The sequence below is a fragment of the Nocardioides cremeus genome, from assembly GCF_030518195.1.
GTDB classification, from domain to species: Bacteria; Actinomycetota; Actinomycetes; order Propionibacteriales; family Nocardioidaceae; genus Nocardioides; species Nocardioides cremeus.
Genome location: NZ_JAULSC010000021.1, coordinates 48,542 through 71,916, shown reverse-complemented (window position 1 = coordinate 71,916; position 23,375 = coordinate 48,542). Strand labels below are relative to the sequence as shown.

Here is a 23,375-nt window from a genome sequence, read left to right as displayed (position 1 = left end):
CGGCCGCGCGGTCCCGGCATGGTCGCGATGCTGGCCGCCGGCTACCTCGCGCCCGCCGTCGTGGGGCTCGGTGCGGCGCTCCTGCTCGCCGACGGACGCGGCCTGGCGCTGCTGTGGCTGCTGGTGGCCCTGCTGGTCGCGCTGCTGGTGTGGGTGCGCAACGTGTACGGCGTCGTGGTGCTCGTCGTCGCCGGCGCCGGTGTCGTCGCGGTGACCTGGTGGGCGCCGCCGTTGGCGCAGTCGGTGCTGGCCCTGCTCGTGGCCTGGCTGCTGCTGCTCGCGGCTCCCCGGCCGCTGCTGGAGCTGTGGGGGCGGGGCGCCCGGGGCCGCCGCGGCTCCGACCCCGACCAGCTGGCCCGCCTGACCCGGCTGCCCTCGCTGGTGTGGGTGCTGCTGATGCTGCTGGCCAACCTCGCCGGGCTGGTCGTCGGCGTGGCGACGCTGGCCCCCGACCTCCTGCAGCGCTGAACCGGTTGGTGCCCCGCCCGGGCGCCTGCCTATCCTTTGCGGCTCCGGCGCTCCCGCCGGGTGGCAGACCCGCCGACGACCAGAGACCGAGGACGCTGCTGTGCCCAGAGGAAAGGTGAAGTGGTACGACGCCGACAAGGGCTTCGGCTTCCTGTCGCAGGAGGACGGCCCCGACGTGCACGTGCGCGCCGAGGCGCTCCCCGAGGGCACCACCACCCTCAAGGCCGGCACCCGCGTCGAGTTCGGCATCGCCCAGGGCCGCCGCGGTGACCAGGCGCTGCAGGTGCGCGTGCTCGACCAGCCCGCATCGGTCAGCCGCAACCAGCAGGCAGCGCGCCGCAAGCGCCCCGACGACATGGCCCCGATCGTGGAGGACCTGATCCGACTGCTCGACGGCGTCAGCGAGACCTACCGCCACGGCCGGCACCCCGACGCGCGCACCGCCGCCCCCGTCGCCAAGCTGCTGCGGGCCCTGGCCGACGAGCTCGAGCGCTGAGCCGGCCGGAGAGTTTCATCGGCCGGCCGATGAACCTGGTGGGTGGACGATGAAGTTTTATCGGCCAGCCAGGTGTTCCATCGGCCGGCCGACAAAACTCCCGCAGGGCCGCAGCAGCGCCCCGAGCCGGTACGGCGCCGGTGCTCAGCCGGTGACGGGCACCTCGCCGGGGTAGCGGCGGCTGCGACCGGCGAGCACGAAGAACGTCCAGGCCGCAAGCACGGCGAAGGCGACCCCGAGCCCGAGGCGGGCGGGGTCGAGGGGCAGGGCGATGCCGACGAAGCCGCCCACGACCCACGCCAGCTGCAGCGTGGTGTCGCTGCGGGCGAACGCGCTGGCCTGCACCTTGGTGGGCACGTCGCTCTGGATGGTGGCGTCGAGGCAGAACTTCGCCAGCGACTGGGCCAGCCCGGCGCACAGGCCGAGCGCGATGAGCGGCAGCACGCCGTAGAGGACCGTGGCCACCAGGGCGGCCGCGGCGTCGAGGACCAGCACCAGCACCACGGTGGTGCCGGGGTGCAGGTTGCGCAGCAGCGAGGCCAGCGCCACGCCGCCGGCGTTGCCGAGACCTGCGGCGGCCACCACGAGCCCGATCAGCACCTCGGGGCGCAGGCCGCTGTCGGGCGGGTTCTCGCGCAGCAGGAACGCCATGAACATCAGCAGGAAGCCGCTGAGCCAGCGTGGTCCGCAGTTGGCGCGCAGCGCGAAGGCGACCGACGTCGGGATCCGGGTGCGGGGGCGGGCACCGGACCGGGCGGGCGCGATCCGCTCCCCGGGTGCCGGGGGCTCGACCCGCACCGAGTCGCCGGGCGCCATCAGCACCAGCACCTCCTCACCGACCGAGGAGTCCACGCGCTCGGGCAGCTTGATGGCGAAGACCGTGGCCACCACGAAGAGCACGAAGGCGTAGCGCAGCGACCACTCCGGGCCGACGAGCGAGGCCAGCGCCGCCAGCGGCGCCGAGATGGTGGCGCCGAGGATGCCCGAGAGCGAGACCCGGCCGTTGGCCTTGACCAGCGAGACGCCCCGCGGCAGCAGCCGGGGCACCGCCGCGGCCCGCGTGACGCCGTAGGCCTTGGAGGAGACCAGCACGCCCAGCGCGGCGGCGAAGAGCCACGCGGAGTCGCCGGTGACGGCGCCGGCCAGGCCCCAGCACAGGAACGCGCGGATCGCCATGGTCGAGCCGATGGCCCACCGGCGTCCGTGGCTGAACCGGTCGAGGAACGGGCCGATCAACGGCGCGACGATGGCGAAGGGCAGCATCGTCAGGCCCAGGAAGAGCGCGACCTGGCCGCGCGCCTCGCCCGAGGGGACGGTGAAGAACAGGCTGCCGGCCAGCGAGATCGCGACCGCCGCGTCGCCGGCGGTGTTGAAGAAGTGCAGGTAGAAGAGCCGGTTGAGCCCCGACTGCTCGGCGCCCTCGGCGTTGGCGGCGCGCCGGGCCTGGCGCCCGACGTACCGGCTGGCCCGCGTGGTGGCCCGGGTGGCGCCGCGCGCCGCGCTCGCGGCGCCGCGGGCGGTCACCCTGGCGCCCGAGCCCAGGCCCCGTCCGACCGCGCGGGCGCGCTCCCCGGAACCCCCCGACGGGGCCCCGGTGGCGGCGTGGTCGGGGCGCTGCGAGGGCATGTCCCCATCCTGCCTGGTGGCCCCGACGCCGCGTGCGCCAGCACGCCGGGCGCGGCGGGGGAGGGGGCGCCCTCGCCGGGGGGTGGGGCGGGCAGGCATGATGTCGGGCCGTGAGCACCATCGCCCGGGTCAAGCCCGATGCCGTCGCCGTCGCCGCCGTCGAGGTGGCGCGCGAGGCCCTCGTCTCCGACGTGGGTGCTGCCGACGTCGGCGAGCACCTCGGTCACCTCGCCGAGGCCGAGCGCGTCGTCACCCACCAGTTCGCCTGCACCCGAGCCGGGTACGTCGGGTGGCGCTGGTCGGTGACCGTGGCGCGCGCGCCGCGCCAGAAGCACGTCACCATCGACGAGGTCGTGCTGATCCCCGGCGACGAGGCGATCGTCGCGCCCCCGTGGGTGCCCTACCGCGAGCGGATGCAGCCCGGTGACATGGGCCCCGGCGACCTGCTCCCGGTCGACGACGACGACCCGCGCCTGGTGCCGACCTACTCCTTCGGCGACGACCCGCTCGACACCGACGACAAGGCCCAGGTCCGCCAGGTGGCGCAGGACCTCGGCCTGGGCCGCGTGCGCACCCTCTCGCCGGAGGGTCGTGACCTGGCCGCCCAGCGCTGGTACGACGGCGAGCAGGGCCCCGACTCCGCCGTGGCCAAGCAGGCCCCCGACAGCTGCTGGTCGTGCGGGTTCCTGGTGCGCCTGGCCGGCCCGCTCTCCCAGACCTTCGGCGTCTGCGCCAACGGCGACGCCAACGACGACGGGCGCGTGGTGGCCTTCGGCCACGGCTGCGGAGCCCACTCCGAGGTGCGCCTGGCCAAGAAGCACGAGCCGCAGCCGCTGCCCGACCACGTCTTCGACACCCTCGCGCTGGACCCCCTCGACGGGCGGCGCTGACCGGAGCTGACCGGCGCTCTCAGGCGCCGGCGCTCAGGCGTCGGCGGTGAGCACCCACACGGCGTACTCGTCCGAGGGCGGTGCCAGCTCGTAGGAGCCGAACCGGTGCTGCACGCGCAGCCCGGCGGAGGCGGCGTCCTGCACGAACTCCTCGGGCGGGTAGGCGCGGGCGTGCTCGGGGCCGCCGACCAGGTGGTAGCCGACCAGGAGCCGCCCTCCCGGCGCGAGCCGGCCCGCCATCGTGGCCAGGGCCTGGCGCTCGGTGCCCTCGGCGAGGAAGACGACCACGTTGCCGACGCAGACCACCAGGTCGACCTGGTGGGGCCGGTCGCCGAGGACCCGCCCCACGCGGGCGTCGTCGAGCTCGAGCAGGTCGGCCTGCACCACGTCGACCGTCGGGTACGTCGCTCGGCACTGCGCGACCAGCCCGCCGTCGGGCTCGACGGCCGTGACGCGGTGCCCGCGGGCCTGCAGGGCGGCGCTGACCCGGCCCATCCCGGCCCCGACGTCGAGCACCCGTGCCCCGCGCGGCAGCAGCGCGTCGGCCAGCCGGGCCTCGCCGTCGACGTCCTGGCCGGCGGCCACGAGCTCGGCGAAGCGTCGCCCGAAGCCCTCGGTGGCCTGCGGGCCCGAGCGGGCCCAGCGGCTGGGCGGCGGGGCGTCGTGGGTGCTCACGCGCCGGCCGCCGGGCCGTGCTCGCCGAGCCCCCCGTGCTCCCCGTGCCCATCGAGCTCGTCGAGCTCGCGGCGGGTGGCGCGACGGCGCCGGCAGTACTCCAGGCCGAGCAGCCCGAGCCCGAAGCCGGTCAGGCAGGTCCACAGCCACCAGGTGCGCCCCTGCGACTGCAGCTCGCCGTAGAACGGCAGCAGCGCCACGAACCCCACCAGCCACAGGGCGGTGCCGACCTCGACGGTGCGCACCCCGTCGACGTCGAGGGGCTCGACGTCGGCCACGAGGAAGGTCCGGTTGCCGATCTCGTGCTTGCCGGGCTGGTCGTCGCGCAGGTCCACGCGCCGACTGTAGTGCTCGACGCCGTCCGGTCGGTGACCCGCATTGACAGGTGGTGACCGGCTCCTGGGATGCTCTGCGTCCGTGAGCACCCACACGGCGCCGGCCCGGTCCGGTATCGACGGCTTCTTCCGGATCTCCGAGCGCGGCTCCACCGTCGGGCGGGAGGTGCGCGGCGGCGTCGTGACCTTCCTGACGATGGCCTACATCGTCGTGCTGAACCCGCTGATCCTCGGCTTCGTCGCCGACTCGGAGGGCAACTACCTGGGCGGCGGCCCCGGCGACGGCTCGAACCTGCCAGCGATCGCGGCCGGCACCGCGCTGGTCGCGGGCGTGCTGACGATCCTGATGGGGGCGCTGGCCAACTTCCCGCTGGCGCTGGCGGCCGGGCTCGGGCTCAACGCGTTCGTCGCCTTCTCGATCGCCACCCAGTCGACCTGGGCCGACGCCATGGGCCTGGTGGTGCTCGAGGGCATCGCGATCCTGGTGCTGGTGCTGACCGGCTTCCGCACCGCGGTCTTCCACGCCGTGCCCACCCAGCTCAAGGTCGCCATCTCGGTCGGCATCGGCCTGTTCATCGCCCTCATCGGCTTCGTCGACGCCGGCTTCGTCAGCCGCATCCCTGACGCCGCGGGCACGTCGGTGCCCGTGCAGCTGGGCACCACCGGCACCCTCTCGGGCTGGCCGGTGCTGGTCTTCGCCGGCGGCCTGGTGCTGCTGGTGGCCCTGTGGGTACGCCGGGTGCGCGGCGCGATCCTGATCGCGATCCTCGCCACCACCGTGGTGGCGCTGGTCCTCGAGGCGGTGCTCGAGCTGGGGGCACGCAACGACAACCCGGGCGGCTGGTCGCTGACCGTGCCGCGCTTCGACGGGTTCGTCGACCTGCCCGACTTCGGCACCCTGGGCCAGTTCTCGCTGTTCGGTGCCTTCACCTCGATCGGCGTCGTGGCCGCCCTGCTGCTGGTCTTCTCGCTGATGCTGGCCGACTTCTTCGACACCATGGGCACGATGACCGCCATCGGCGCCGAGGCGGGGCTCAACGACGAGGAGGGCACCCCGCCGCGGATGCAGCGGATCCTGGTCGTCGACTCGGTGGCCGCCATCGCCGGCGGTGCGGGCGGCGTCTCGTCGAACACCTCCTACATCGAGTCCGCCTCGGGCGTCGGCGAGGGGGCGCGCACCGGGCTCGCCTCCGTGGTGACCGGCCTGCTCTTCCTGCTGACCATGTTCTTCACCCCGGTCGTCTCCGCGATCCCCTCCGAGGCGGCCGTGCCCGCCCTGGTGCTCGTGGGCTTCCTGATGATGCAGCAGGTCACCGAGATCGCCTGGTCCGACGTCGAGATCGCGCTGCCGGCCTTCCTGACGATCGTGCTGATGCCCTTCACCTACTCGATCTCGGTCGGCATCGGCGCCGGGTTCCTGGCCTACGTGCTGATCAAGCTGGTCGTGGGCAAGGTCCGCGAGGTGCACCCGCTGCTGTGGCTGGTCTCGGCGCTGTTCCTGGTCTACTTCGCGATCGGCCCCATCACCGACCTGCTCACCTGAGCACCCCCTCCTCGCACCGCCTTCTCGCACCGCCTCCTCGCCCGGCACCCGCGGAACATCCGCGGGTGCCGTGGTGTTCACCCGGCGCCGTGACCCGACGGTCGCCGACCCCGTGAGAGAGCCTGGTTGAGCCCCACCTTCCGTTCCCTGTCCCACCCGAACTACCGGCGCTACGCCGCCGGCTCCCTGGTGTCGAACACCGGTACCTGGATGCAGCGGGTGGCCCAGGACTGGCTGGTGCTGGTGCTGACCGGCTCCGGGGCCGCGATCGGCATCACCACGGGCCTGCAGTTCCTGCCCTTCCTGCTGCTCTCGCCGTGGGCGGGGCTGGTCGCCGACCGCATCCCCAAGCGTCGGCTGCTGCAGATCACCAACGTCGCCATGGCCGTGCCGGCCCTGGTGCTGGGCGTGCTCGCGGTCACCGGCACCGTCCAGATCTGGCACGTCTACGTCCTGGCGCTGGTGCTCGGCGTGGCCTCCGCGTTCGACGCCCCGGCCCGCCAGTCCTTCGTCTCCGAGATCGTCGGGCCCGACGACCTGGCCAACGCCGTGGGCCTGAACTCGGCCAGCTTCAACACCGCCCGCCTGGTCGGCCCGGCGCTGGCCGGCCTGCTGATCGCGGGCTTCGGCGGGGGAGTGGGCGGCACCGGCTGGGTGATCCTGCTCAACGGCCTGAGCTACGTCGCGCCGGTGCTGACCCTGCGCGCCCTCGACGCCTCGCTGCTGCGCACCCCCGAGCCGTCGGTGCGCCGCCCCGGGCAGCTGCGCGAGGGCGTCGCCTACGTCCGCGGGCGACCCGACCTGCTCCTGCTGCTGGGCATCGTCTTCTCCGCCGGCACCTTCGGGCTGAACTTCCAGATGACCAGCGCGCTGATGGCCACCGAGGTCTTCGGCAAGGGCCCCGCCGAGTACGGCCTGCTCGGCACCTTCCTGGCCGTCGGGTCGCTGACCGGCTCGCTGGTCGCGGCCCGCCGGGTCCGGGTGCGCCACCGGCTCGTGGTCGGCGCGGCGCTGGCCTTCGGCGCGATCGAGGTGGTGGCCGGGCTCGCGCCGTCGTACGTCGTCTTCGCGCTGCTGTGCCCGCTGCTGGGGCTCTCGGCGCTGACCATGATCACCAGCGCCAACGCCCACCTGCAGCTGTCGACGGCCCCCGAGATGCGGGGGCGGGTGATGGCGCTCTACATGATGATCTTCATCGGCGGCACGCCGCTCGGTGCGCCCTTCATCGGCTGGGTCGGGGAGGCGTACGGCGCCCGCTGGACCCTGGTCGTGGGAGGGTTGCTGACGATGCTCGGCACCCTGGTCGCCAGTGCCCTGTTCCTGCGGGGTCGGCGCGTTTTGACCGGTCTGCGGGCGCCCGGTAGCCTCGTTCCTCGTGTCTGGGACAACCAGGCCGTTGCGCGTGCTCGGAAGTAGATCGGCGGATCAGGACCGTCGCTGCCCCGGGCCGGCAAGCCGGAGGCCGCCGCACGCTGGTGGCTGCTGAGAAGGGCGACACGCCCGACCTCGGGGGCGAGCAACGCCGGAAGGCAAGCACCACCCGGACACGGCGGAGCACCTCCGTCGAGACTCCGCTTGAACATCGTGCGCTGCAGAGTGCGGCGCACTGAGAGAGAAACAGAAGGGGAACCACTCGGTGCCCACGATCAACCAGCTGGTCCGCAAGGGCCGCCAGGACAAGGTGTCCAAGAACAAGACGCCTGCCCTCAAGGGTTCGCCCCAGCGACGCGGTGTCTGCACCCGCGTCTACACGACCACCCCGAAGAAGCCGAACTCCGCCCTGCGCAAGGTCGCCCGCGTGCGCCTGTCCAGCGGCGTCGAGGTCACGGCCTACATCCCGGGCGTCGGCCACAACCTCCAGGAGCACTCCATCGTGCTCGTGCGCGGTGGCCGGGTGAAGGACCTCCCCGGTGTCCGCTACAAGATCATCCGCGGCTCGCTCGACACGCAGGGCGTGAAGAACCGCAAGCAGGCTCGCAGCCTTTACGGCGCGAAGAAGGAGAAGAGCTGACATGCCGCGCAAGGGTCCCGCACCGAAGCGGCCGCTCGACGTCGACCCGGTCTACGGGTCGCAGCTGGTCACCCAGCTCGTCTCCAAGGTCCTCCAGGACGGCAAGAAGCAGGTCGCTCAGCGCATCGTCTACGGCGCGCTCGAGGGCTGCCGCGAGAAGACCGGCACCGACCCCGTGGTGACGCTCAAGCGCGCCATGGACAACGTGAAGCCGGCCATCGAGGTCAAGTCGCGCCGCGTCGGTGGCGCCACCTACCAGGTCCCGATCGAGGTCAAGGGCACGCGAGGTACCACGCTCGCGCTGCGCTGGCTCGTCGGCTACGCCGCGGACCGTCGTGAGAAGACGATGTCCGAGCGCCTGATGAACGAGATCCTCGACGCCTCCAACGGCCTCGGTGCCGCTGTGAAGAAGCGCGAGGACACCCACAAGATGGCCGAGTCCAACAAGGCCTTCGCCCACTACCGCTGGTGACCTGCGCAGGGCGGCCGCGACCCGGCCGCCCTGCCTCCACCGCCCCTCCGACTTAAGGAACGCGACCACACGTGGCTGTCAACATCACCACTGACCTCCGAGTCGTCCGCAACATCGGCATCATGGCGCACATCGATGCCGGCAAGACGACCACCACCGAGCGCATCCTGTTCTACACCGGCATCACCTACAAGATCGGTGAGGTCCACGACGGCGGCGCCACGATGGACTGGATGGAGCAGGAGCAGGAGCGTGGCATCACGATCACCTCTGCTGCGACCACCTGCTGGTGGAAGGACCACCAGATCAACATCATCGACACCCCCGGCCACGTGGACTTCACGGCCGAGGTCGAGCGCTCGCTGCGCGTGCTCGACGGTGCCGTGGCCGTCTTCGACGGTGTCGCCGGTGTCGAGCCCCAGACGATGACGGTCTGGCGCCAGGCCAACAAGTACTCCGTGCCCCGGATGTGCTTCGTCAACAAGCTCGACCGCACCGGTGCGGACTTCTTCCGCTGCGTCGACATGATGGTCGAGCGCCTCAACTCCACCCCGCTCGTGCTCCAGCTGCCCATCGGTGCGGAGTCCGACTTCCTCGGTGTCGTCGACCTGGTCGGCATGCGTGCCCTGACCTGGCGCGGCGAGACGACGATGGGTGAGGACTACGAGATCGAGGAGATCCCCGCGGAGCTGGCCGAGCAGGCCGCCGAGTACCGCGAGAAGTTCCTCGAGACCCTCTCCGAGGCCGACGACGAGATCATGGTCAAGTACCTCGACGGCGAGGACTTCACCGTCGAGGAGCTCGAGGCCGCGATCCGTCGCGCGACCCTGGCCGACAAGGTCAACCCGGTCCTGTGCGGCACCGCGTTCAAGAACAAGGGCGTCCAGCCCCTGCTCGACGCCGTCGTGAAGTACCTGCCCTCCCCGATCGACGTCGAGGGCATCACCGGCCACGCCGTCAACGACGAGGACAAGCCGGTCGTGCGCAAGCCCAGCGACGACGAGCCCTTCTCCGGCCTGGCCTACAAGATCGCCGCCGACCCGCACCTGGGCAAGCTGACCTACGTGCGCGTCTACTCCGGCAAGCTCGAGGCCGGCGCGACCGTGACCAACTCGGTCAACGGCCGCAAGGAGCGGATCGGCAAGGTCTACCAGATGCACGCCAACAAGCGTGAGGAGATCGCGTCGGTCGGCGCCGGCCAGATCGTGGCCGTCATGGGCCTGAAGGACACCAAGACCGGGCACACCCTCTGCGACCCGCAGAACCAGGTGGTCCTCGAGTCGATGACCTTCCCGGCCCCGGTGATCGAGGTGGCCATCGAGCCCAAGACCAAGTCCGACCAGGAGAAGCTCTCCACCGCCATCCAGCGTCTCTCCGACGAGGACCCGACCTTCACGGTCAAGTCCGACGAGGAGACCGGCCAGACCATCATCGCCGGCATGGGCGAGCTCCACCTGGAGATCCTGGTCGACCGGATGAAGCGCGAGTTCCGCGTCGAGGCCACCGTCGGCAAGCCGCAGGTGGCCTACCGCGAGACCATCCGCAAGGAGGTCAAGAACCACAGCTACACCCACAAGAAGCAGACCGGTGGTTCGGGCCAGTTCGCGAAGGTCGTCATCTCCGTCGGTCCCAGCATCGACGAGGAGACCGGCGCCGGCGCGGGCTACCAGTTCGTCAACAACGTCACCGGTGGCCGCGTCCCCAAGGAGTACATCCCCTCGGTGGACCAGGGTGCCCAGGAGGGCATGGAGTTCGGCGTGCTCGCCGGCTTCCCGATGGTCGACGTCAAGATGTCTCTCGAGGACGGCGCCTACCACGACGTCGACTCCTCGGAGCTGGCCTTCAAGATCGCCGGCAACCAGGCCTTCAAGGAGGCCGTCCGCATGGCGAAGCCGGTTCTCCTCGAGCCGATGTTCGCCGTCGAGGTGACCACCCCCGAGAGCTTCCTCGGTACGGTCATCGGCGACATCAACAGCCGTCGCGGCCAGATCCAGGCCCAGGAGGAGCGTCACGGTGACATGGTCATCGACGCGCTCGTCCCGCTGTCCGAGATGTTCGGGTACGTCGGAGACCTGAGGTCCAAGACCTCCGGTCAGGCGTCGTACTCGATGGAGTTCGACTCGTACGCCGAGGTTCCTTCGAACATCGCCGACGAGATCATCAAGAAGGTTCGCGGCGAGTAGTCTCTCCGAGTTCCTCGGCACCATCCCAGCAAGTACGAGTCAAGTACCAACCCACACCAGGAGGAGCCCCCAGTGGCTAAGGCGAAGTTCGAGCGGACCAAGCCGCACGTCAACATCGGCACCATCGGTCACATCGACCACGGCAAGACGACGCTGACCGCGGCCATCTCGAAGGTGCTTCACGACAAGCACCCGGACCTCAACGAGGAGTCGCCCTTCGACTCCATCGACAAGGCACCCGAGGAGCGTCAGCGCGGCATCACCATCTCGATCGCGCACATCGAGTACCAGACCGAGGCGCGCCACTACGCGCACGTCGACTGCCCCGGTCACGCCGACTACGTGAAGAACATGATCACGGGCGCGGCGCAGATGGACGGCGCGATCCTCGTGGTCGCCGCCACCGACGGTCCGATGCCGCAGACGCGTGAGCACGTGCTGCTCGCCCGCCAGGTCGGCGTGCCGGCCCTGGTCGTGGCGCTCAACAAGTGCGACATGGTCGACGACGAGGAGCTCATCGAGCTCGTCGAGATGGAGGTGCGCGAGCTCCTCTCGGAGTACGACTTCCCGGGCGACGACCTGCCGGTCGTGCAGGTCGCGGCCTTCCCGGCCCTCAACGGCGAGCAGAAGTGGGTCGACTCCATCGCGGAGCTCATGGACGCGGTGGACTCCTACATCCCCCAGCCGGAGCGGGACACCGAGAAGCCCTTCCTCATGCCCGTCGAGGACGTCTTCACGATCACCGGTCGTGGCACCGTCATCACCGGTCGCATCGAGCGCGGCATCGTCAAGGTGAACGAGGAGGTCGAGATCGTCGGCATCCGCGAGACCTCGCAGAAGTCCACGGTCACCGGCGTCGAGATGTTCCGCAAGCTGCTCGACGAGGGCCAGGCCGGTGAGAACGTCGGTCTGCTCCTGCGCGGTACCAAGCGCGAGGACGTCGAGCGCGGCATGGTCGTCATCAAGCCGGGCACCACGACCCCGCACACCAACTTCGACGCGTCGGTCTACATCCTGTCGAAGGAGGAGGGCGGCCGCCACACGCCGTTCTTCAACAACTACCGCCCGCAGTTCTACTTCCGCACCACGGACGTGACCGGCGTCGTGACCCTCCCCGAGGGCACCGAGATGGTCATGCCGGGTGACAACACGGAGATGTCGGTCGAGCTGATCCAGCCGATCGCCATGGACGAGGGCCTGCGCTTCGCGATCCGTGAGGGTGGCCGCACCGTCGGCGCCGGCCGGGTCACCAAGATCACCAAGTGATCCCCGCCGGTCGCTGACCGGCACCCAGCAGCACCAGCACCACCAGGACGGCCCCGGACCTCTCGGTCCGGGGCCGTTCTGCATGTCCGGACCCCGGCGCGCCCGAGCCGTGCGCCGTGCCGGCGAGAATCTCGGGCGACGCAGCCAACCCCGAGGCGTCGTGGCGACTCCTTCCCATCGACACTGTCTCTTCACTAGGACGACACATGACAGATCCCGATCTCGGGTTCGAGGAGTTCGTGGCTGCGCGCTGGGCGCCGCTCTACCGCACCGCCTACCTGCTCTGCGGCACCAGCCACGAGGCGGAGGACCTGCTGCAGAGCGCGCTGGCCACGACCTGCGTGCGGTGGGGTGCCATCCGTGACAAGGGGGCGGCGGACGCCTACGTGCGGCGCACCATGCTCAACCTGGCCCAGCGGCACTGGCGTCGACGCCGGCGGGAGGTGGCCACCGAGCACCTGCCCGACCCCGGTCACGACCACCTCGGTGCCCGCGCCGACCACGTGGCGCTGTGGACCGAGGTGCGCCGGCTGCCGCCCCGCATGCGGGCCGTGCTCGTCCTGCGCTACTTCGAGGACCTGAGCGTCAGCGAGACCGCCGCCGCCCTCGGCTGCTCCGAGGGCACCGTGAAGAGCCAGACCCACCACGCCGTCGACCGCCTGCGCGCGGCGCTGCCGGCACTCGAGCTTGCGGAGGACCACGCATGAGCACCACCGAGATCCGTGACGCGCTGCACGCCGTCGCCGACAGCACGAGCGTCCCGCTCCTCGACCGCACCGCCCTCCAGCGGCGGGTCGCTCGCGAGCGGCGCGCCGTGCGCGCGGTGCGTGCGGTGGGTGGGCTGGGTGCGGCGGCGGCCGCCGTGCTGCTCGTCTCCGTCGTCGGGGTGCCCTTCGCCGGGGGAGGGGACGGTGGCGGTGGCACCACGACCGAGCAGGCGAGCCCGGCGCCCGCGGAGGCGGCGAGCTCGCAGGCGGCCGGCGTCGCGGCGCCGTTGCCCTACCTGCGCGACGGCCGGCTGCACGTGCTGAATCCCCAGGGTGTCGACCACGAGCTGGGCCTCGACGTCGAGGCGGTTCTCGGCTCGACCGAGGAGTTCGTCTACGTGCTCGACCGGGTCGGCGACGTACGCCGGTTCGACGCCGTCCACGGCGACGAGGGGCCCGGGAGCCCGTGGACCTTCGAGGAGGTCGACTCGTCGACGCCGCAGGCCGTCACGAGTGCCCGGCTCTCGGGCGACGGTCGCTTCCTGGGCTGGATCGACGGCGACGGGCGGTTGGTGGTGCGTGACCTGCTGGCCGGCACGACCACCTCGCCCGTGGACCTCCCCGACGACAGCCACCTCTCCGACGTCGCCCAGGGCAGCGGGGCGGCCCTGGTCTCCCAGGACGGCGACCTGGTGCTGCACCGAGATGGCGGGCAGGTGGCCGTGCGGACCGCCGCCGACGGCTACGGACAGGCGTCGACAGCGAGCCGCGAACGGGTGGCCGTCGTCGACCGCGACGCCGTGACGAGGGTGTACGACGTCTCCTCGGGTGCCGCCGAGCTGGTGGGCGAGGTGCCCGGCAGCGGCTACCTCTCGCCCTACGGCGACCGGGTCGCCTCGCTCGTCCTGCGTCCCGGAGGTGCGGCGCGGGCCCTGCTGTGGACGCCCTCCGGCGCGGTCGTCGAGCTACCCGTCGAGGGGCGGCCCGTCGACGTGGCCTGGTCCGGCGAGACGACGGTGGTGGTCGTCTCGGACCTCGCCGACGGCTCGGTGGTCCAGGCGTGCGACGTGGGGGGCAGGCCCAGCTGCCGCCGACTGCCGGTGGAGGGTGAGGACCTCACCCTCGCGCGGTGACGGGTGCCGGGCGTGACGCGGATTCCGCGTCGCGCCCGGCGCCCAGCGATGATGGACCCATGTCCGAGCAGCACCTGCGCGTCGCCCCCGCCCGTCCTCACCAGAAGCTCACCGAGGACGGACGTCGCATGCGTGAGGTCCTCAGCTACTCCCGCCGCGGCAGCCGGTTCACCCCCAGCCAGCAGGAGGCCTGGGACGCCCACGCCGACGCGTGGGTGGTCCCCGACGAGGAGGTCGACCGCCCCGGCGTCGACATCGCCTCCTGGTTCGGCCGCGAGGCGCCGCTGGTCGTCGAGATCGGCTGCGGGGTGGGGGAGGCCACCGGCGTGCTGGCCGCGGCCCGCCCCGACGCCAACGTGCTGGCCCTCGAGGTCTGGCGCCCCGGCGTGGCCGCCTCGCTCGCCGAGGTCGCTGCCGCGGGCGCCGACAACGTGCGTTTCTGCTCCGTCGACGCGGCCTGGTGCCTGGAGCACCTGGTGCCCGAGGGCGGCCTCGCCGAGCTGTGGACCTTCTTCCCCGACCCCTGGCCCAAGACCCGGCACCACAAGCGTCGCCTGGTCTCGGCGCCGTTCGCCGCGATGGTCGCCTCCCGCCTGGAGAGCGGCGGTCGCTGGCGCCTGGCCACCGACTGGGGCGACTACGCCGAGCAGATGCTCGAGGTGCTCGACGCCGAGCCCGCCCTCGAGGGCGGACGGGTCGAGCGCTGGGCCGAGCGACCGGTGACCAAGTTCGAGCGCAAGGGCCGCGAGGCGGGCCGCTCGATCACCGACCTGACCTATCGCAAGGTCTGATCGCGGCTCGATTTGGACGAGGTCCGACCGATCTGCCAAGATGTTCAGGTTGCTCCGGCGGGTCGCCGGGGTGCGGCACACCTTGACTACTGAATCGCGTCTCCCCATCACCTGATGGATCGTGGCTCGGTGTCGGCGTGCAGCCGCACCGCTCCTGCTGCACAGCAGGGGGGAGACCCGATCAGCCTGACGAACCGTCGGGCGTCACCCAGACAGCACAGCAGGCAGGACCCGGTCCTGTGTTGCGCCCGGAATTCGGTTCCTGGCTGCGACACGCCCGACCGCGGGGGTCGGCTGGGGGTGAAGGACAGCTGGGGGGACCGACTCAAGCCCGAGGACGTCCCGGACACGCACGCGGCAGATGAGAAGTAAGGACGAGAGAGACCTATGGCGGGACAGAAGATCCGCATCAGGCTCAAGGCCTATGACCACGAGGTGATCGACACCTCGGCGCGCAAGATCGTGGACACGGTCACCCGGACGGGTGCCAAGGTCGCCGGCCCGGTGCCGCTGCCGACCGAGAAGAACGTGTACTGCGTCATCCGCTCGCCCCACAAGTACAAGGATTCCCGCGAGCACTTCGAGATGCGCACCCACAAGCGCCTCATCGACATCATCGACCCCACCCCGAAGACCGTCGACTCGCTGATGCGTCTCGACCTTCCGGCCGGTGTCGACATCGAGATCAAGCTCTGAGGTCCGAGGACATGACGATCGAACACAACATGAAGGGGCTGCTGGGCACCAAGCTCGGCATGACCCAGCTGTGGGACGAGAACAACCGCGTCGTCCCCGTGACCGTGATCGCTGCGAGCACCAACGTGGTCACCCAGGTCCGCACGCCCGAGGTCGACGGCTACAACGCCGTCCAGATCGGGTACGGCGAGATCGAGGGCCGCAAGGTGAACAAGCCCAGCGCCGGTCACTTCGCCAAGGCGGGTCTCACCCCGCGCCGCCACCTCGTCGAGCTCCGCACCTCCGCGGCCGCTGAGTACACCGTGGGCCAGGAGCTCGCGGTCGACACCTTCGCCGCCGGCGAGGAGATCGACGTGACCGGCACCAGCAAGGGCAAGGGCTTCGCCGGCGTCATGAAGCGTCACGGCTTCGCCGGTGTCTCTGCCTCCCACGGTGCCCACCGCAACCACCGCAAGCCCGGCTCGATCGGCGCCTGCGCCACGCCGGGCCGCGTCTTCCGGGGTCAGCGGATGGCCGGTCGCATGGGTAACGACACCGTCACCACCCAGAACATCACCGTGCACGCCGTCGACACCGACAAGGGCCTGATCCTGCTGAAGGGCGCCGTTCCCGGCCCCAAGGGTGGTCTCGTGGTGCTGCGTTCGGCCGCCAAGAAGACCCAGGAGGCCTGAGCATGGCTGTCAAGACCGTCAAGGTCGACCTGCCCGCCGACATCTTCGACGCCAAGGTCAACGTGCCGTTGATCCACCAGGTCGTCGTCGCGCAGCAGGCCGCTGCCCGCCAGGGCACGCACTCCACCAAGACCCGCGGCGAGGTCCGCGGCGGTGGCCGCAAGCCCTACAAGCAGAAGGGCACCGGCCGCGCCCGTCAGGGCTCGACCCGCGCCCCGCAGTTCGCCGGTGGTGGCACCGTGCACGGCCCGCAGCCGCGCAGCTACGACCAGCGCACGCCCAAGAAGATGAAGGTCGCCGCGCTGCGCGGGGCCCTCTCCGACCGGGCCCGCCACGACCGCATCCACGTCGTCGAGTCCCTGGTCACCGGTGACAAGCCCGCGACCAAGCTGGCCCTGGCCTCGCTGGCCGAGCTGACCGAGCGGACCAAGTTCCTCGTCGTGCTCGAGCGCACCGACTCGCTGACCTGGCTCTCGCTGCGCAACGCGCACGAGGTGCACATCGTCGCCGTCGACCAGCTCAACACCTACGACGTGCTCGCGGCCGACGACATCGTGTTCAGCAAGGGCGCCTACGACGCGCTCGTCGCCGGCACCGCCACGTCGACCAAGGAGGCCTCCAAGTGAGCACCCTGCACAAGGACCACCGCGACGTGCTGCTCGCGCCGGTCGTCTCCGAGAAGAGCTACAGCCTTCTCGACACGAACAAGTACACGTTCGTGGTGCGACCCGACGCCAACAAGACCGAGATCAAGATCGCCGTCGAGAAGATCTTCAACGTCAAGGTCACCTCGGTGAACACGCTGAACCGTCCCGGCAAGACCCGTCGCACGCGCAACGGGCTGGGCAAGCGCAAGGACACCAAGCGCGCCATCGTCAGCCTCGCCGAGGGTCACCGCATCGACATCTTCGGAGGTCCGGTCTCCTGACCGGGCCTGACGACACGAGGACTGAACACACATGGCTATCCGCAAGTACAAGCCGACTACGCCGGGCCGTCGCGGCTCGTCGGTCGCCGACTTCGTCGAGATCACTCGCACGACGCCGGAGAAGTCGCTGACGGTGCCGCTGCCCAAGAAGGGCGGCCGCAACAACCAGGGCCGGATCACCACCCGGCACCAGGGTGGCGGTCACAAGCGTGCCTACCGGATCATCGACTTCCGTCGCTACGACAAGGACGGCGTCCCCGCGAAGGTCGCGCACATCGAGTACGACCCGAACCGCACGGCGCGCATCGCGCTGCTGCACTACGCCGACGGCGAGAAGCGCTACATCATCGCTCCTCGCGGCCTGGCGCAGGGCACCGTGGTCGAGTCGGGCACCGGTGCCGACATCAAGACCGGCAACAACCTCCCGCTGCGCAACATCCCCGTGGGTTCGACGATCCACTGCGTGGAGATGCGTCCCGGCGGCGGCGCCAAGATCGCCCGCTCGGCCGGCAACTCCGCCCAGCTCGTCGCCCGTGAGGGCTCGCGCGCCACGCTGCGCCTGCCCTCGGGCGAGATGCGCTTCGTCGACGTGCGCTGCCGCGCCACGCTCGGCGAGGTCGGCAACGCCGAGCAGTCCAACATCAACTGGGGCAAGGCCGGCCGCATGCGCTGGAAGGGCAAGCGCCCGACCGTGCGCGGTGTGGTCATGAACCCGGTCGACCACCCGCACGGTGGTGGCGAGGGCAAGACGTCCGGTGGACGTCACCCGGTGTCCCCCTGGGGCAAGCCCGAGGGCCGCACGCGCAAGCGCAAGGCCTCCGACTCCCAGATCATCCGTCGCCGCAAGTCCGGCAAGGGTAGGAAGTAAACGACATGCCTCGCAGCCTGAAGAAGGGCCCCTTCATCGATGGCCACCTGCAGAAGAAGGTGGACGCGGAGAACGAGAAGGGCACCCACAACGTCATCAAGACCTGGTCGCGCCGGTCGATGATCGTGCCGGACATGATCGGTCACACGATCGCCGTGCACGACGGTCGCAAGCACGTCCCGGTCTTCGTCACCGACTCGATGGTCGGTCACAAGCTGGGCGAGTTCGCCCCGACCCGCACCTACCGCGGGCACGTCAAGGAAGACCGGAAGGGACGTCGCCGATGAGCACCACCGAGCGCATGCGCACGAGTGCCCGCCGCGAGACGCTTCTCGGCGACCAGCCGGGAGCCTTCGCGACCGCCCGTTTCACGCGGATCACGCCGATGAAGGCGCGCCGCGTCGTGGACATGGTCCGCGGCATGGCCGTCGACGAGGCCCTGGCGCTGCTGCAGTTCGCGCCCCAGGCCGCGGCGCAGACCGTCTACAAGGTCCTCGAGAGCGCCATCGCCAACGCCGAGACCACCGAGGGTCTGGCCGCTGCCGACCTGGTCGTCTCGGTCGCGATGGTCGACGAGGGTCCCACGATGAAGCGCTGGCGCCCGCGGGCCCAGGGCCGGGCCACGCGCATCAACAAGCGCACGAGCCACATCACCCTGGCCGTCCAGCCTGCCGACGTCGTGGCCGCGAAGGCCACCAAGCGCGGCCCGAAGAACGGAAAGAGTGCCTGATGGGACAGAAGATCAACCCCAACGGCTTCCGTCTGGGTATCAGCACCGACCACAAGTCGCGCTGGTACGCCGAGAAGCTGTACAAGTCCTACGTCGGCGAGGACGTCGCCATCCGCAAGCTGCTCGGCAAGGGCATGGAGCGGGCCGGCATCGCCAAGGTCGAGATCGAGCGCACCCGTGACCGTGTGCGTGTGGACATCCACACCGCGCGTCCGGGCATCGTCATCGGTCGCCGTGGCGCCGAGGCCGACCGCATCCGCGGCGAGCTCGAGAAGCTCACCGGCAAGCAGGTGCAGCTGAACATCCTCGAGGTCAAGAGCCCCGAGGTCGACGCGCAGCTCGTCGCCCAGGGCGTCGCCGAGCAGCTCGCCGGTCGCGTGCAGTTCCGCCGCGCGATGCGCAAGGCGATGCAGACCACGATGCGCTCGGGTGCCAAGGGCATCCGGATCCAGTGCTCGGGTCGCCTCAACGGCGCCGAGATGTCGCGCACGGAGTTCTACCGCGAGGGCCGCGTGCCCCTGCACACCCTGCGTGCCGACATCGACTACGGCTTCTACGAGGCCAAGACCACCTTCGGCCGCATCGGCGTGAAGGTCTGGATCTACAAGGGCGAGGTGTCCGGCTCCCGTGCCGAGCGCCAGGCCCAGGCCGCCTCGCGCGCCGGCGTCCCCGGCCGCGGTGGCAGCAACCGCCCCGCCCGTGGTGGCGAGCGTCCCAGCCGCGGCACCCGCGGCGACCGCCCGGCCCGTTCGGACCGCGAGGGCTCGGCCCCCGCTGCCGACGCGCCGGCGCAGGCCGCTCCCGCGAGCACCCCCGCTGAGTCCACGGCCGGATCGGAGGCCTGAGAAAATGTTGATGCCCCGTCGCGTCAAGCACCGCAAGCAGCACCACCCCAAGCGGACCGGTATGGCCAAGGGCGGCACCCAGCTCGCCTTCGGTGACTTCGGTATCCAGGCGGTGGAGGGTCACTACGTCACGAACCGGCAGATCGAGTCGGCTCGTATCGCGATGACCCGTCACATCAAGCGAGGCGGCAAGGTGTGGATCAACATCTACCCCGACCGCCCGCTGACCAAGAAGCCCGCCGAGACCCGCATGGGTTCCGGCAAGGGCTCCCCCGAGTGGTGGGTGGCGAACGTCAAGCCCGGCCGCGTCATGTTCGAACTTTCCGGCGTCTCGGAGGACGTTGCTCGCGAGGCCATGCGCCGTGCGATGCACAAGCTCCCGATGAAGTGCCGGTTCATCTCGCGAGAGGCGGGTGAATTCTGATGGCCAACGGTGTCAAGGCCCACGAGCTCGACGAGATGAACGACGTCGACCTCGAGGCACGTCTGCGCGAGGCCAAGGAGGAGCTCTTCAACCTCCGGTTCCAGGCGGCCACCGGCCAGCTGGAGAGCCACGGTCGTCTGCGGACGGTCAAGAAGGACATCGCCCGGATCTACACCGTGGTGCGTGAGCGCGAGCTCGGCATCCGGACCACCCCGGGCAGCGACGAGAACGAGGACGGTGCCGCATGAGCGAGCAGGCAGTAGACAACGGCACCCCGCGCAACGACCGCAAGGTCCGCGAGGGTCTCGTCGTCAGCGACAAGATGGACAAGACCGTGGTCGTCTCCGTCGAGGACCGCGTCAAGCACGCGCTCTACGGCAAGGTGCTGCGCAAGACCAGCAAGCTCAAGGCGCACGACGAGCAGAACGAGTGCGGCACCGGCGACCGGGTCCTGATCATGGAGACCCGTCCGCTGTCGGCGACCAAGCGCTGGCGCGTGGTCGAGATCCTCGAGCGCGCCAAGTGACCCCTCGCCCCGGGCGAGAGAACAACCCCACAAGTTCGGCCAGGCTCGCCGTCCCTGAGACGCCGAGAACCGGCACGACAACCAGGAGAAATCGATGATTCAGCAGGAGTCGCGACTCAAGGTCGCCGACAACACCGGTGCGAAGGAGATCCTCTGCATCCGTGTTCTCGGCGGCTCGGGTCGGCGCTACGCCGGTATCGGCGACACCATCGTCGCCACCGTCAAGGACGCGATCCCCGGCGGCAACGTGAAGAAGGGTGACGTCGTCAAGGCCGTCATCGTGCGCACCGTCAAGGAGCGCCGCCGGGCCGACGGGTCCTACATCCGCTTCGACGAGAACGCGGCAGTGATCCTCAAGACCGATGGCGAGCCGCGCGGTACGCGCATCTTCGGCCCCGTCGGTCGTGAGCTTCGTGAGAAGAAGTTCATGAAGATCATCTCGCTCGCCCCGGAGGTGCTCTGAAGCCATGGCGAAGAGTGTGAACATCAAGAAGGGCGACACCGTCAAGGTGATCGCAGGCAAGGACAAGGGTGCCGAGGGCAAGGTCATCCAGGTGCTCCGTGAGGAGCAGCGGGTGATCGTCGAGGGTGTGAACCGCATCAAGCGCCACACCAAGGTCGTCAACCAGGGTGGGCGTGCCGGCAACACCGGCGGCATCATCACCGCTGAGGCCCCCATCCACGTCTCCAACGTGATGCTGCTCGAGGACGGCGCCACGACCCGGATCGGCTTCCGCCGCGACCAGGTCACCAAGCGTCGCCCGGACGGCTCGACCTACGAGGCCGAGCGCAGCGTCCGCATCTCGCGCAAGACCGGCAAGGAGATCTGAGATGACTGAGACCCAGACCACCGACGCGCCGGAGATCTCGGCCAAGGTGCCGCCCCGGTTCAAGACCCGCTACCGCGAGGAGATCCTCCCCGCGCTCAAGGCGGAGTTCGAGATCGCGAACGTCATGCAGGTGCCCGGCCTGACCAAGATCGTGGTCAACATGGGCGTCGGCGAGGCCGCGCGCGACTCGAAGCTGATCGAGGGTGCGGTCAAGGACCTCACCGCGATCACCGGCCAGAAGCCGACCGTGACCAAGGCCCGCAAGTCCATCGCGCAGTTCAAGCTGCGCGAGGGCATGCCGATCGGTGCGCACGTCACGCTGCGCGGCGACCGGATGTGGGAGTTCCTGGACCGGCTGCTGACCCTGGCGCTGCCCCGCATCCGCGACTTCCGGGGTCTGAACCCCGGCCAGTTCGACGGTCGTGGCAACTACACCTTCGGTCTGACCGAGCAGGTCATGTTCCACGAGATCGACCAGGACAAGATCGACCGCTCGCGCGGCATGGACATCACCGTGGTCACCACGGCCACCACTGACGACCAGGGCCGCGCGCTGCTCAAGCAGCTCGGCTTCCCGTTCAAGGAGAACTGACATGGCGAAGACCTCCCTGAGGGTCAAGGCTGCTCGCAAGCCGAAGTTCGCGGTGCGTGGCTACACCCGTTGCCAGCGCTGCGGCCGTCCCAAGGCCGTGTACCGCAAGTTCGGCCTGTGCCGCATCTGCCTGCGGGAGATGGCGCACCGCGGCGAGCTGCCCGGTGTGACCAAGTCCAGCTGGTGAACCAGACCTCACGTTCCATCTACACACGATCGCTGCAGGTCGCCCTTGAGATGCAGGGGCGATACCACGGTGGAGAAAGGGCCTCACGGCCATGACGATGACTGACCCGATCGCAGACATGCTGACCCGTCTGCGCAACGCCAACCAGGCGTACCACGACGCTGTGACCATGCCTTACAGCAAGCTCAAGCAGGGCGTCGCGGAGATCCTCAAGCAGGAGGGGTACATCACCTCCTTCGACGTTGCCGAGCCGGCTGAGGGCGAGGTCGGCAAGACGCTGACCATCACCCTCAAGTACGGCCGCAACCGCGAGCGCTCCATCGCGGGCGTTCGCCGCATCAGCAAGCCGGGCCTGCGGGTCTACGCCAAGCACACGGGTCTCCCGAAGGTGCTCGGCGGACTGGGCGTCGCGATCATCTCGACGAGCCAGGGCCTGCTGACCGACCGCCAGGCAAACCAGAAGGGCGTGGGTGGGGAAGTCCTCGCCTACGTCTGGTGACGACGAGACCGAGATAGGAGAACTTCAAGCATGTCGCGAATTGGCAAGCTCCCCGTCGCGGTCCCGTCCGGTGTCGACGTGGCGATCGACGGCCCGCTGGTGACTGTGAAGGGGCCCAAGGGCACCCTCTCGCACTCCGTGGCGAGCCCGATCACCGTCGAGCAGGGTGACGGCGTCCTCGACGTCAAGCGTCCTGACGACGAGCGCGAGTCGCGCTCGTTGCACGGACTGACCCGCACGCTGGTCAACAACATGGTCGTCGGTGTCACCGACGGCTACGAGAAGAAGCTCGAGATCGTGGGCGTGGGCTACCGCGTCCTCTCCAAGGGCCCGACCCAGCTGGAGTTCCAGCTCGGGTACTCCCACCCGATCATCTTCGACGCTCCCGAGGGCATCTCGTTCACGGTCGAGGGCCCCACCAAGCTCGGTGTCCAGGGCATCGACAAGCAGCTCGTCGGTGAGGTCGCGGCCAACATCCGCAAGCTGCGCAAGCCCGAGCCCTACAAGGGCAAGGGCGTGCGCTACGCCGGCGAGCAGGTCCGCCGCAAGGTCGGAAAGGCTGGTAAGTGACCATGGGTATCTCGCTGTCGAACAACAAGCACACTGCGACGCGCACCCGTTCGCGTCTGCGCCGTCAGATGCGCGGTCGCAAGAAGGTGCACGGCACCGCCGAGCGTCCGCGTCTCGTCGTGACCCGCAGCTCCAAGCACATCTCCGTCCAGGTCGTCGACGACCTGGTCGGCAAGACGCTGGCCAGCGCCTCCACCATGGAGGGCGACCTGCGGGGCTACGAGGGCGACAAGACGGCCAAGGCGAAGAAGGTCGGCGAGATCGTCGCCGAGCGTGCCAAGGCTGCCGGAGTCGACGAGGTCGTCTTCGACCGCGCCGGCAACAAGTACCACGGTCGCGTCGCGGCCCTGGCGGACGGCGCCCGCTCGGGCGGCCTGACCTTCTGATCGCACGTCAAGCAATAGAGAAGAGGA

The 23,375-nt window shown here is 70.1% G+C and carries 32 protein-coding genes and 1 pseudogene; 30 read left to right on the top strand and 3 right to left on the bottom strand.

Annotation, left to right across the window (positions count from 1 at the left end):
- Together QWJ41_RS17405 and QWJ41_RS17400 are read left to right on the top strand one after the other, a co-directional pair.
- A partial coding sequence (locus QWJ41_RS17405; RefSeq protein ID WP_302709695.1) for a M50 family metallopeptidase occupies positions 1-468 on the top strand: 468 nt, incomplete at its 5' end.
- A gap of 100 nt (positions 469-568) precedes the next feature.
- Entirely contained in the window at positions 569-964 is a 396-nt protein-coding gene (locus QWJ41_RS17400) for a cold-shock protein (RefSeq protein ID WP_193668509.1), read from the top strand.
- A gap of 144 nt (positions 965-1,108) precedes the next feature.
- On the opposite strand, the gene QWJ41_RS17395 is transcribed toward QWJ41_RS17400, so the two are convergent.
- Positions 1,109-2,590: an MFS transporter gene (locus QWJ41_RS17395; RefSeq protein ID WP_302709692.1), complete on the bottom strand. Its 1,482-nt coding sequence runs from the start codon at positions 2,588-2,590 to the stop codon at positions 1,109-1,111.
- Positions 2,591-2,700: 110 nt separating this feature from the next.
- Between QWJ41_RS17395 and QWJ41_RS17390 the strand changes: the two genes are divergently transcribed.
- Positions 2,701-3,480 carry a DUF3027 domain-containing protein gene (locus tag QWJ41_RS17390; protein ID WP_302709691.1) on the top strand — a complete coding sequence of 260 codons (780 nt, stop codon included), beginning with the start codon at positions 2,701-2,703 and terminating at the stop codon, positions 3,478-3,480.
- Between the two features lie 33 nt (positions 3,481-3,513).
- Here the strand turns inward: QWJ41_RS17390 and QWJ41_RS17385 are convergent, their stop codons facing one another.
- A complete protein-coding gene (locus QWJ41_RS17385; protein WP_302709690.1) occupies positions 3,514-4,155 on the bottom strand; it encodes a class I SAM-dependent methyltransferase in 642 nt (213 codons plus the stop codon).
- Positions 4,152-4,490, bottom strand: a complete 339-nt coding sequence (locus QWJ41_RS17380; protein ID WP_302709689.1) for a DUF2530 domain-containing protein — start codon at positions 4,488-4,490, stop codon at positions 4,152-4,154. The genes QWJ41_RS17385 and QWJ41_RS17380 overlap by 4 nt, the downstream gene beginning before the upstream one ends.
- A gap of 82 nt (positions 4,491-4,572) precedes the next feature.
- Here QWJ41_RS17380 and QWJ41_RS17375 point away from each other — a divergent pair, with 82 nt between their 5' ends.
- The 27 genes and pseudogenes from QWJ41_RS17375 to rplR all read left to right on the top strand — a co-directional run bounded on the left by QWJ41_RS17375 (position 4,573) and on the right by rplR (position 23,348).
- Positions 4,573-6,033 carry an NCS2 family permease gene (locus QWJ41_RS17375; RefSeq protein ID WP_302709688.1) on the top strand — a complete coding sequence of 487 codons (1,461 nt, stop codon included), beginning with the start codon at positions 4,573-4,575 and terminating at the stop codon, positions 6,031-6,033.
- Between the two features lie 126 nt (positions 6,034-6,159).
- Positions 6,160-7,449 carry an MFS transporter gene (locus QWJ41_RS17370; protein WP_302709687.1) on the top strand — a complete coding sequence of 430 codons (1,290 nt, stop codon included), beginning with the start codon at positions 6,160-6,162 and terminating at the stop codon, positions 7,447-7,449.
- A gap of 220 nt (positions 7,450-7,669) precedes the next feature.
- Positions 7,670-8,044, top strand: coding sequence for a 30S ribosomal protein S12 (rpsL, locus tag QWJ41_RS17365; protein ID WP_302709686.1), 375 nt, complete (start codon positions 7,670-7,672; stop codon positions 8,042-8,044).
- A gap of 1 nt (position 8,045) precedes the next feature.
- Complete coding sequence (rpsG, locus tag QWJ41_RS17360; protein WP_302709685.1) at positions 8,046-8,516, top strand: 30S ribosomal protein S7; 471 nt, start codon at positions 8,046-8,048, stop codon at positions 8,514-8,516.
- Positions 8,517-8,587: 71 nt separating this feature from the next.
- A complete protein-coding gene (gene fusA, locus QWJ41_RS17355) occupies positions 8,588-10,699 on the top strand; it encodes an elongation factor G (RefSeq protein WP_302709684.1) in 2,112 nt (703 codons plus the stop codon).
- Positions 10,700-10,771: 72 nt separating this feature from the next.
- Positions 10,772-11,965 carry an elongation factor Tu gene (gene tuf, locus QWJ41_RS17350; RefSeq protein WP_302709683.1) on the top strand — a complete coding sequence of 398 codons (1,194 nt, stop codon included), beginning with the start codon at positions 10,772-10,774 and terminating at the stop codon, positions 11,963-11,965.
- A gap of 206 nt (positions 11,966-12,171) precedes the next feature.
- Positions 12,172-12,672 carry a SigE family RNA polymerase sigma factor gene (locus QWJ41_RS17345; RefSeq protein WP_302709682.1) on the top strand — a complete coding sequence of 167 codons (501 nt, stop codon included), beginning with the start codon at positions 12,172-12,174 and terminating at the stop codon, positions 12,670-12,672.
- The gene (locus tag QWJ41_RS17340; RefSeq protein ID WP_302709680.1) at positions 12,669-13,805 is read left to right on the top strand and encodes a hypothetical protein; all 1,137 of its coding nucleotides are present in this window, start codon (positions 12,669-12,671) and stop codon (positions 13,803-13,805) included. Before QWJ41_RS17345 ends, QWJ41_RS17340 begins: the two co-directional genes overlap by 4 nt.
- A 59-nt stretch (positions 13,806-13,864) precedes the next feature.
- Positions 13,865-14,596 (top strand): tRNA (guanosine(46)-N7)-methyltransferase TrmB, encoded by a 732-nt coding sequence (trmB, locus tag QWJ41_RS17335; RefSeq protein ID WP_302709679.1) that lies wholly within the window; start codon positions 13,865-13,867, stop codon positions 14,594-14,596.
- Between the two features lie 387 nt (positions 14,597-14,983).
- Complete coding sequence (gene rpsJ, locus QWJ41_RS17330) at positions 14,984-15,292, top strand: 30S ribosomal protein S10 (protein WP_008360994.1); 309 nt, start codon at positions 14,984-14,986, stop codon at positions 15,290-15,292.
- Between the two features lie 11 nt (positions 15,293-15,303).
- Positions 15,304-15,963: a 50S ribosomal protein L3 gene (gene rplC, locus QWJ41_RS17325; protein WP_193668499.1), complete on the top strand. Its 660-nt coding sequence runs from the start codon at positions 15,304-15,306 to the stop codon at positions 15,961-15,963.
- 2 nt (positions 15,964-15,965) lie between these two features.
- A pseudogene (gene rplD / locus QWJ41_RS17320) lies at positions 15,966-16,574 on the top strand (50S ribosomal protein L4); the annotation flags it as partial.
- Between the two features lie 11 nt (positions 16,575-16,585).
- Positions 16,586-16,891, top strand: a complete 306-nt coding sequence (gene rplW / locus QWJ41_RS17315) for a 50S ribosomal protein L23 (RefSeq protein ID WP_179614241.1) — start codon at positions 16,586-16,588, stop codon at positions 16,889-16,891.
- 31 nt (positions 16,892-16,922) lie between these two features.
- Entirely contained in the window at positions 16,923-17,759 is an 837-nt protein-coding gene (gene rplB / locus QWJ41_RS17310; protein WP_193668497.1) for a 50S ribosomal protein L2, read from the top strand.
- A gap of 5 nt (positions 17,760-17,764) precedes the next feature.
- A complete protein-coding gene (gene rpsS, locus QWJ41_RS17305) occupies positions 17,765-18,046 on the top strand; it encodes a 30S ribosomal protein S19 (RefSeq protein ID WP_179614239.1) in 282 nt (93 codons plus the stop codon).
- Complete coding sequence (gene rplV / locus QWJ41_RS17300) at positions 18,043-18,489, top strand: 50S ribosomal protein L22 (protein WP_193668496.1); 447 nt, start codon at positions 18,043-18,045, stop codon at positions 18,487-18,489. The genes rpsS and rplV overlap by 4 nt, the downstream gene beginning before the upstream one ends.
- The gene (rpsC, locus tag QWJ41_RS17295) at positions 18,489-19,334 is read left to right on the top strand and encodes a 30S ribosomal protein S3 (RefSeq protein ID WP_302709662.1); all 846 of its coding nucleotides are present in this window, start codon (positions 18,489-18,491) and stop codon (positions 19,332-19,334) included. The genes rplV and rpsC overlap by 1 nt, the downstream gene beginning before the upstream one ends.
- Positions 19,335-19,338: 4 nt before the next feature.
- A complete protein-coding gene (gene rplP, locus QWJ41_RS17290) occupies positions 19,339-19,758 on the top strand; it encodes a 50S ribosomal protein L16 (protein ID WP_179614236.1) in 420 nt (139 codons plus the stop codon).
- Positions 19,758-20,006, top strand: a complete 249-nt coding sequence (rpmC, locus tag QWJ41_RS17285) for a 50S ribosomal protein L29 (protein WP_193668493.1) — start codon at positions 19,758-19,760, stop codon at positions 20,004-20,006. Before rplP ends, rpmC begins: the two co-directional genes overlap by 1 nt.
- Positions 20,003-20,284 (top strand): 30S ribosomal protein S17, encoded by a 282-nt coding sequence (gene rpsQ, locus QWJ41_RS17280; RefSeq protein ID WP_179614235.1) that lies wholly within the window; start codon positions 20,003-20,005, stop codon positions 20,282-20,284. Before rpmC ends, rpsQ begins: the two co-directional genes overlap by 4 nt.
- 94 nt (positions 20,285-20,378) lie before the next feature.
- Positions 20,379-20,747, top strand: a complete 369-nt coding sequence (gene rplN, locus QWJ41_RS17275; protein WP_068105909.1) for a 50S ribosomal protein L14 — start codon at positions 20,379-20,381, stop codon at positions 20,745-20,747.
- Between the two features lie 4 nt (positions 20,748-20,751).
- Positions 20,752-21,114, top strand: coding sequence for a 50S ribosomal protein L24 (rplX, locus tag QWJ41_RS17270; protein ID WP_302709660.1), 363 nt, complete (start codon positions 20,752-20,754; stop codon positions 21,112-21,114).
- A 1-nt stretch (position 21,115) separates the two neighbouring features.
- Positions 21,116-21,706 (top strand): 50S ribosomal protein L5, encoded by a 591-nt coding sequence (gene rplE / locus QWJ41_RS17265; RefSeq protein WP_204797247.1) that lies wholly within the window; start codon positions 21,116-21,118, stop codon positions 21,704-21,706.
- 1 nt (position 21,707) lies between these two features.
- Positions 21,708-21,893: a type Z 30S ribosomal protein S14 gene (locus QWJ41_RS17260; protein ID WP_302709657.1), complete on the top strand. Its 186-nt coding sequence runs from the start codon at positions 21,708-21,710 to the stop codon at positions 21,891-21,893.
- Positions 21,894-21,984: 91 nt separating this feature from the next.
- Complete coding sequence (gene rpsH, locus QWJ41_RS17255) at positions 21,985-22,392, top strand: 30S ribosomal protein S8 (protein WP_179614234.1); 408 nt, start codon at positions 21,985-21,987, stop codon at positions 22,390-22,392.
- Between the two features lie 30 nt (positions 22,393-22,422).
- Entirely contained in the window at positions 22,423-22,962 is a 540-nt protein-coding gene (gene rplF, locus QWJ41_RS17250) for a 50S ribosomal protein L6 (RefSeq protein WP_302709656.1), read from the top strand.
- Positions 22,963-22,964: 2 nt separating this feature from the next.
- Positions 22,965-23,348 carry a 50S ribosomal protein L18 gene (gene rplR, locus QWJ41_RS17245; RefSeq protein WP_302709655.1) on the top strand — a complete coding sequence of 128 codons (384 nt, stop codon included), beginning with the start codon at positions 22,965-22,967 and terminating at the stop codon, positions 23,346-23,348.
- The last annotated feature ends 27 nt before the right edge of the window (positions 23,349-23,375 follow it).

Excerpts from the sequence above, each read along its gene's own strand:
- QWJ41_RS17395 (WP_302709692.1), bottom strand. The coding sequence starts at position 2,590 with ATGCCCTCGCAGCGCCCCGACCACGCCGCCACCGGGGCCCCGTCGGGG.
- rpsG (WP_302709685.1), top strand. The coding sequence starts at position 8,046 with ATGCCGCGCAAGGGTCCCGCACCGAAGCGGCCGCTCGACGTCGACCCG.
- QWJ41_RS17345 (WP_302709682.1), top strand. The coding sequence starts at position 12,172 with ATGACAGATCCCGATCTCGGGTTCGAGGAGTTCGTGGCTGCGCGCTGG.
- QWJ41_RS17340 (WP_302709680.1), top strand. The coding sequence starts at position 12,669 with ATGAGCACCACCGAGATCCGTGACGCGCTGCACGCCGTCGCCGACAGC.
- trmB (WP_302709679.1), top strand. The coding sequence starts at position 13,865 with ATGTCCGAGCAGCACCTGCGCGTCGCCCCCGCCCGTCCTCACCAGAAG.
- rpsJ (WP_008360994.1), top strand. The coding sequence starts at position 14,984 with ATGGCGGGACAGAAGATCCGCATCAGGCTCAAGGCCTATGACCACGAG.
- rplC (WP_193668499.1), top strand. The coding sequence starts at position 15,304 with ATGACGATCGAACACAACATGAAGGGGCTGCTGGGCACCAAGCTCGGC.
- rplB (WP_193668497.1), top strand. The coding sequence starts at position 16,923 with ATGGCTATCCGCAAGTACAAGCCGACTACGCCGGGCCGTCGCGGCTCG.
- rpsS (WP_179614239.1), top strand. The coding sequence starts at position 17,765 with ATGCCTCGCAGCCTGAAGAAGGGCCCCTTCATCGATGGCCACCTGCAG.
- rplV (WP_193668496.1), top strand. The coding sequence starts at position 18,043 with ATGAGCACCACCGAGCGCATGCGCACGAGTGCCCGCCGCGAGACGCTT.
- rpsC (WP_302709662.1), top strand. The coding sequence starts at position 18,489 with ATGGGACAGAAGATCAACCCCAACGGCTTCCGTCTGGGTATCAGCACC.
- rplP (WP_179614236.1), top strand. The coding sequence starts at position 19,339 with ATGTTGATGCCCCGTCGCGTCAAGCACCGCAAGCAGCACCACCCCAAG.
- rpmC (WP_193668493.1), top strand. The coding sequence starts at position 19,758 with ATGGCCAACGGTGTCAAGGCCCACGAGCTCGACGAGATGAACGACGTC.
- rpsQ (WP_179614235.1), top strand. The coding sequence starts at position 20,003 with ATGAGCGAGCAGGCAGTAGACAACGGCACCCCGCGCAACGACCGCAAG.
- rplN (WP_068105909.1), top strand. The coding sequence starts at position 20,379 with ATGATTCAGCAGGAGTCGCGACTCAAGGTCGCCGACAACACCGGTGCG.
- rplX (WP_302709660.1), top strand. The coding sequence starts at position 20,752 with ATGGCGAAGAGTGTGAACATCAAGAAGGGCGACACCGTCAAGGTGATC.
- rplE (WP_204797247.1), top strand. The coding sequence starts at position 21,116 with ATGACTGAGACCCAGACCACCGACGCGCCGGAGATCTCGGCCAAGGTG.
- QWJ41_RS17260 (WP_302709657.1), top strand. The coding sequence starts at position 21,708 with ATGGCGAAGACCTCCCTGAGGGTCAAGGCTGCTCGCAAGCCGAAGTTC.
- rpsH (WP_179614234.1), top strand. The coding sequence starts at position 21,985 with ATGACGATGACTGACCCGATCGCAGACATGCTGACCCGTCTGCGCAAC.
- rplF (WP_302709656.1), top strand. The coding sequence starts at position 22,423 with ATGTCGCGAATTGGCAAGCTCCCCGTCGCGGTCCCGTCCGGTGTCGAC.
- rplR (WP_302709655.1), top strand. The coding sequence starts at position 22,965 with ATGGGTATCTCGCTGTCGAACAACAAGCACACTGCGACGCGCACCCGT.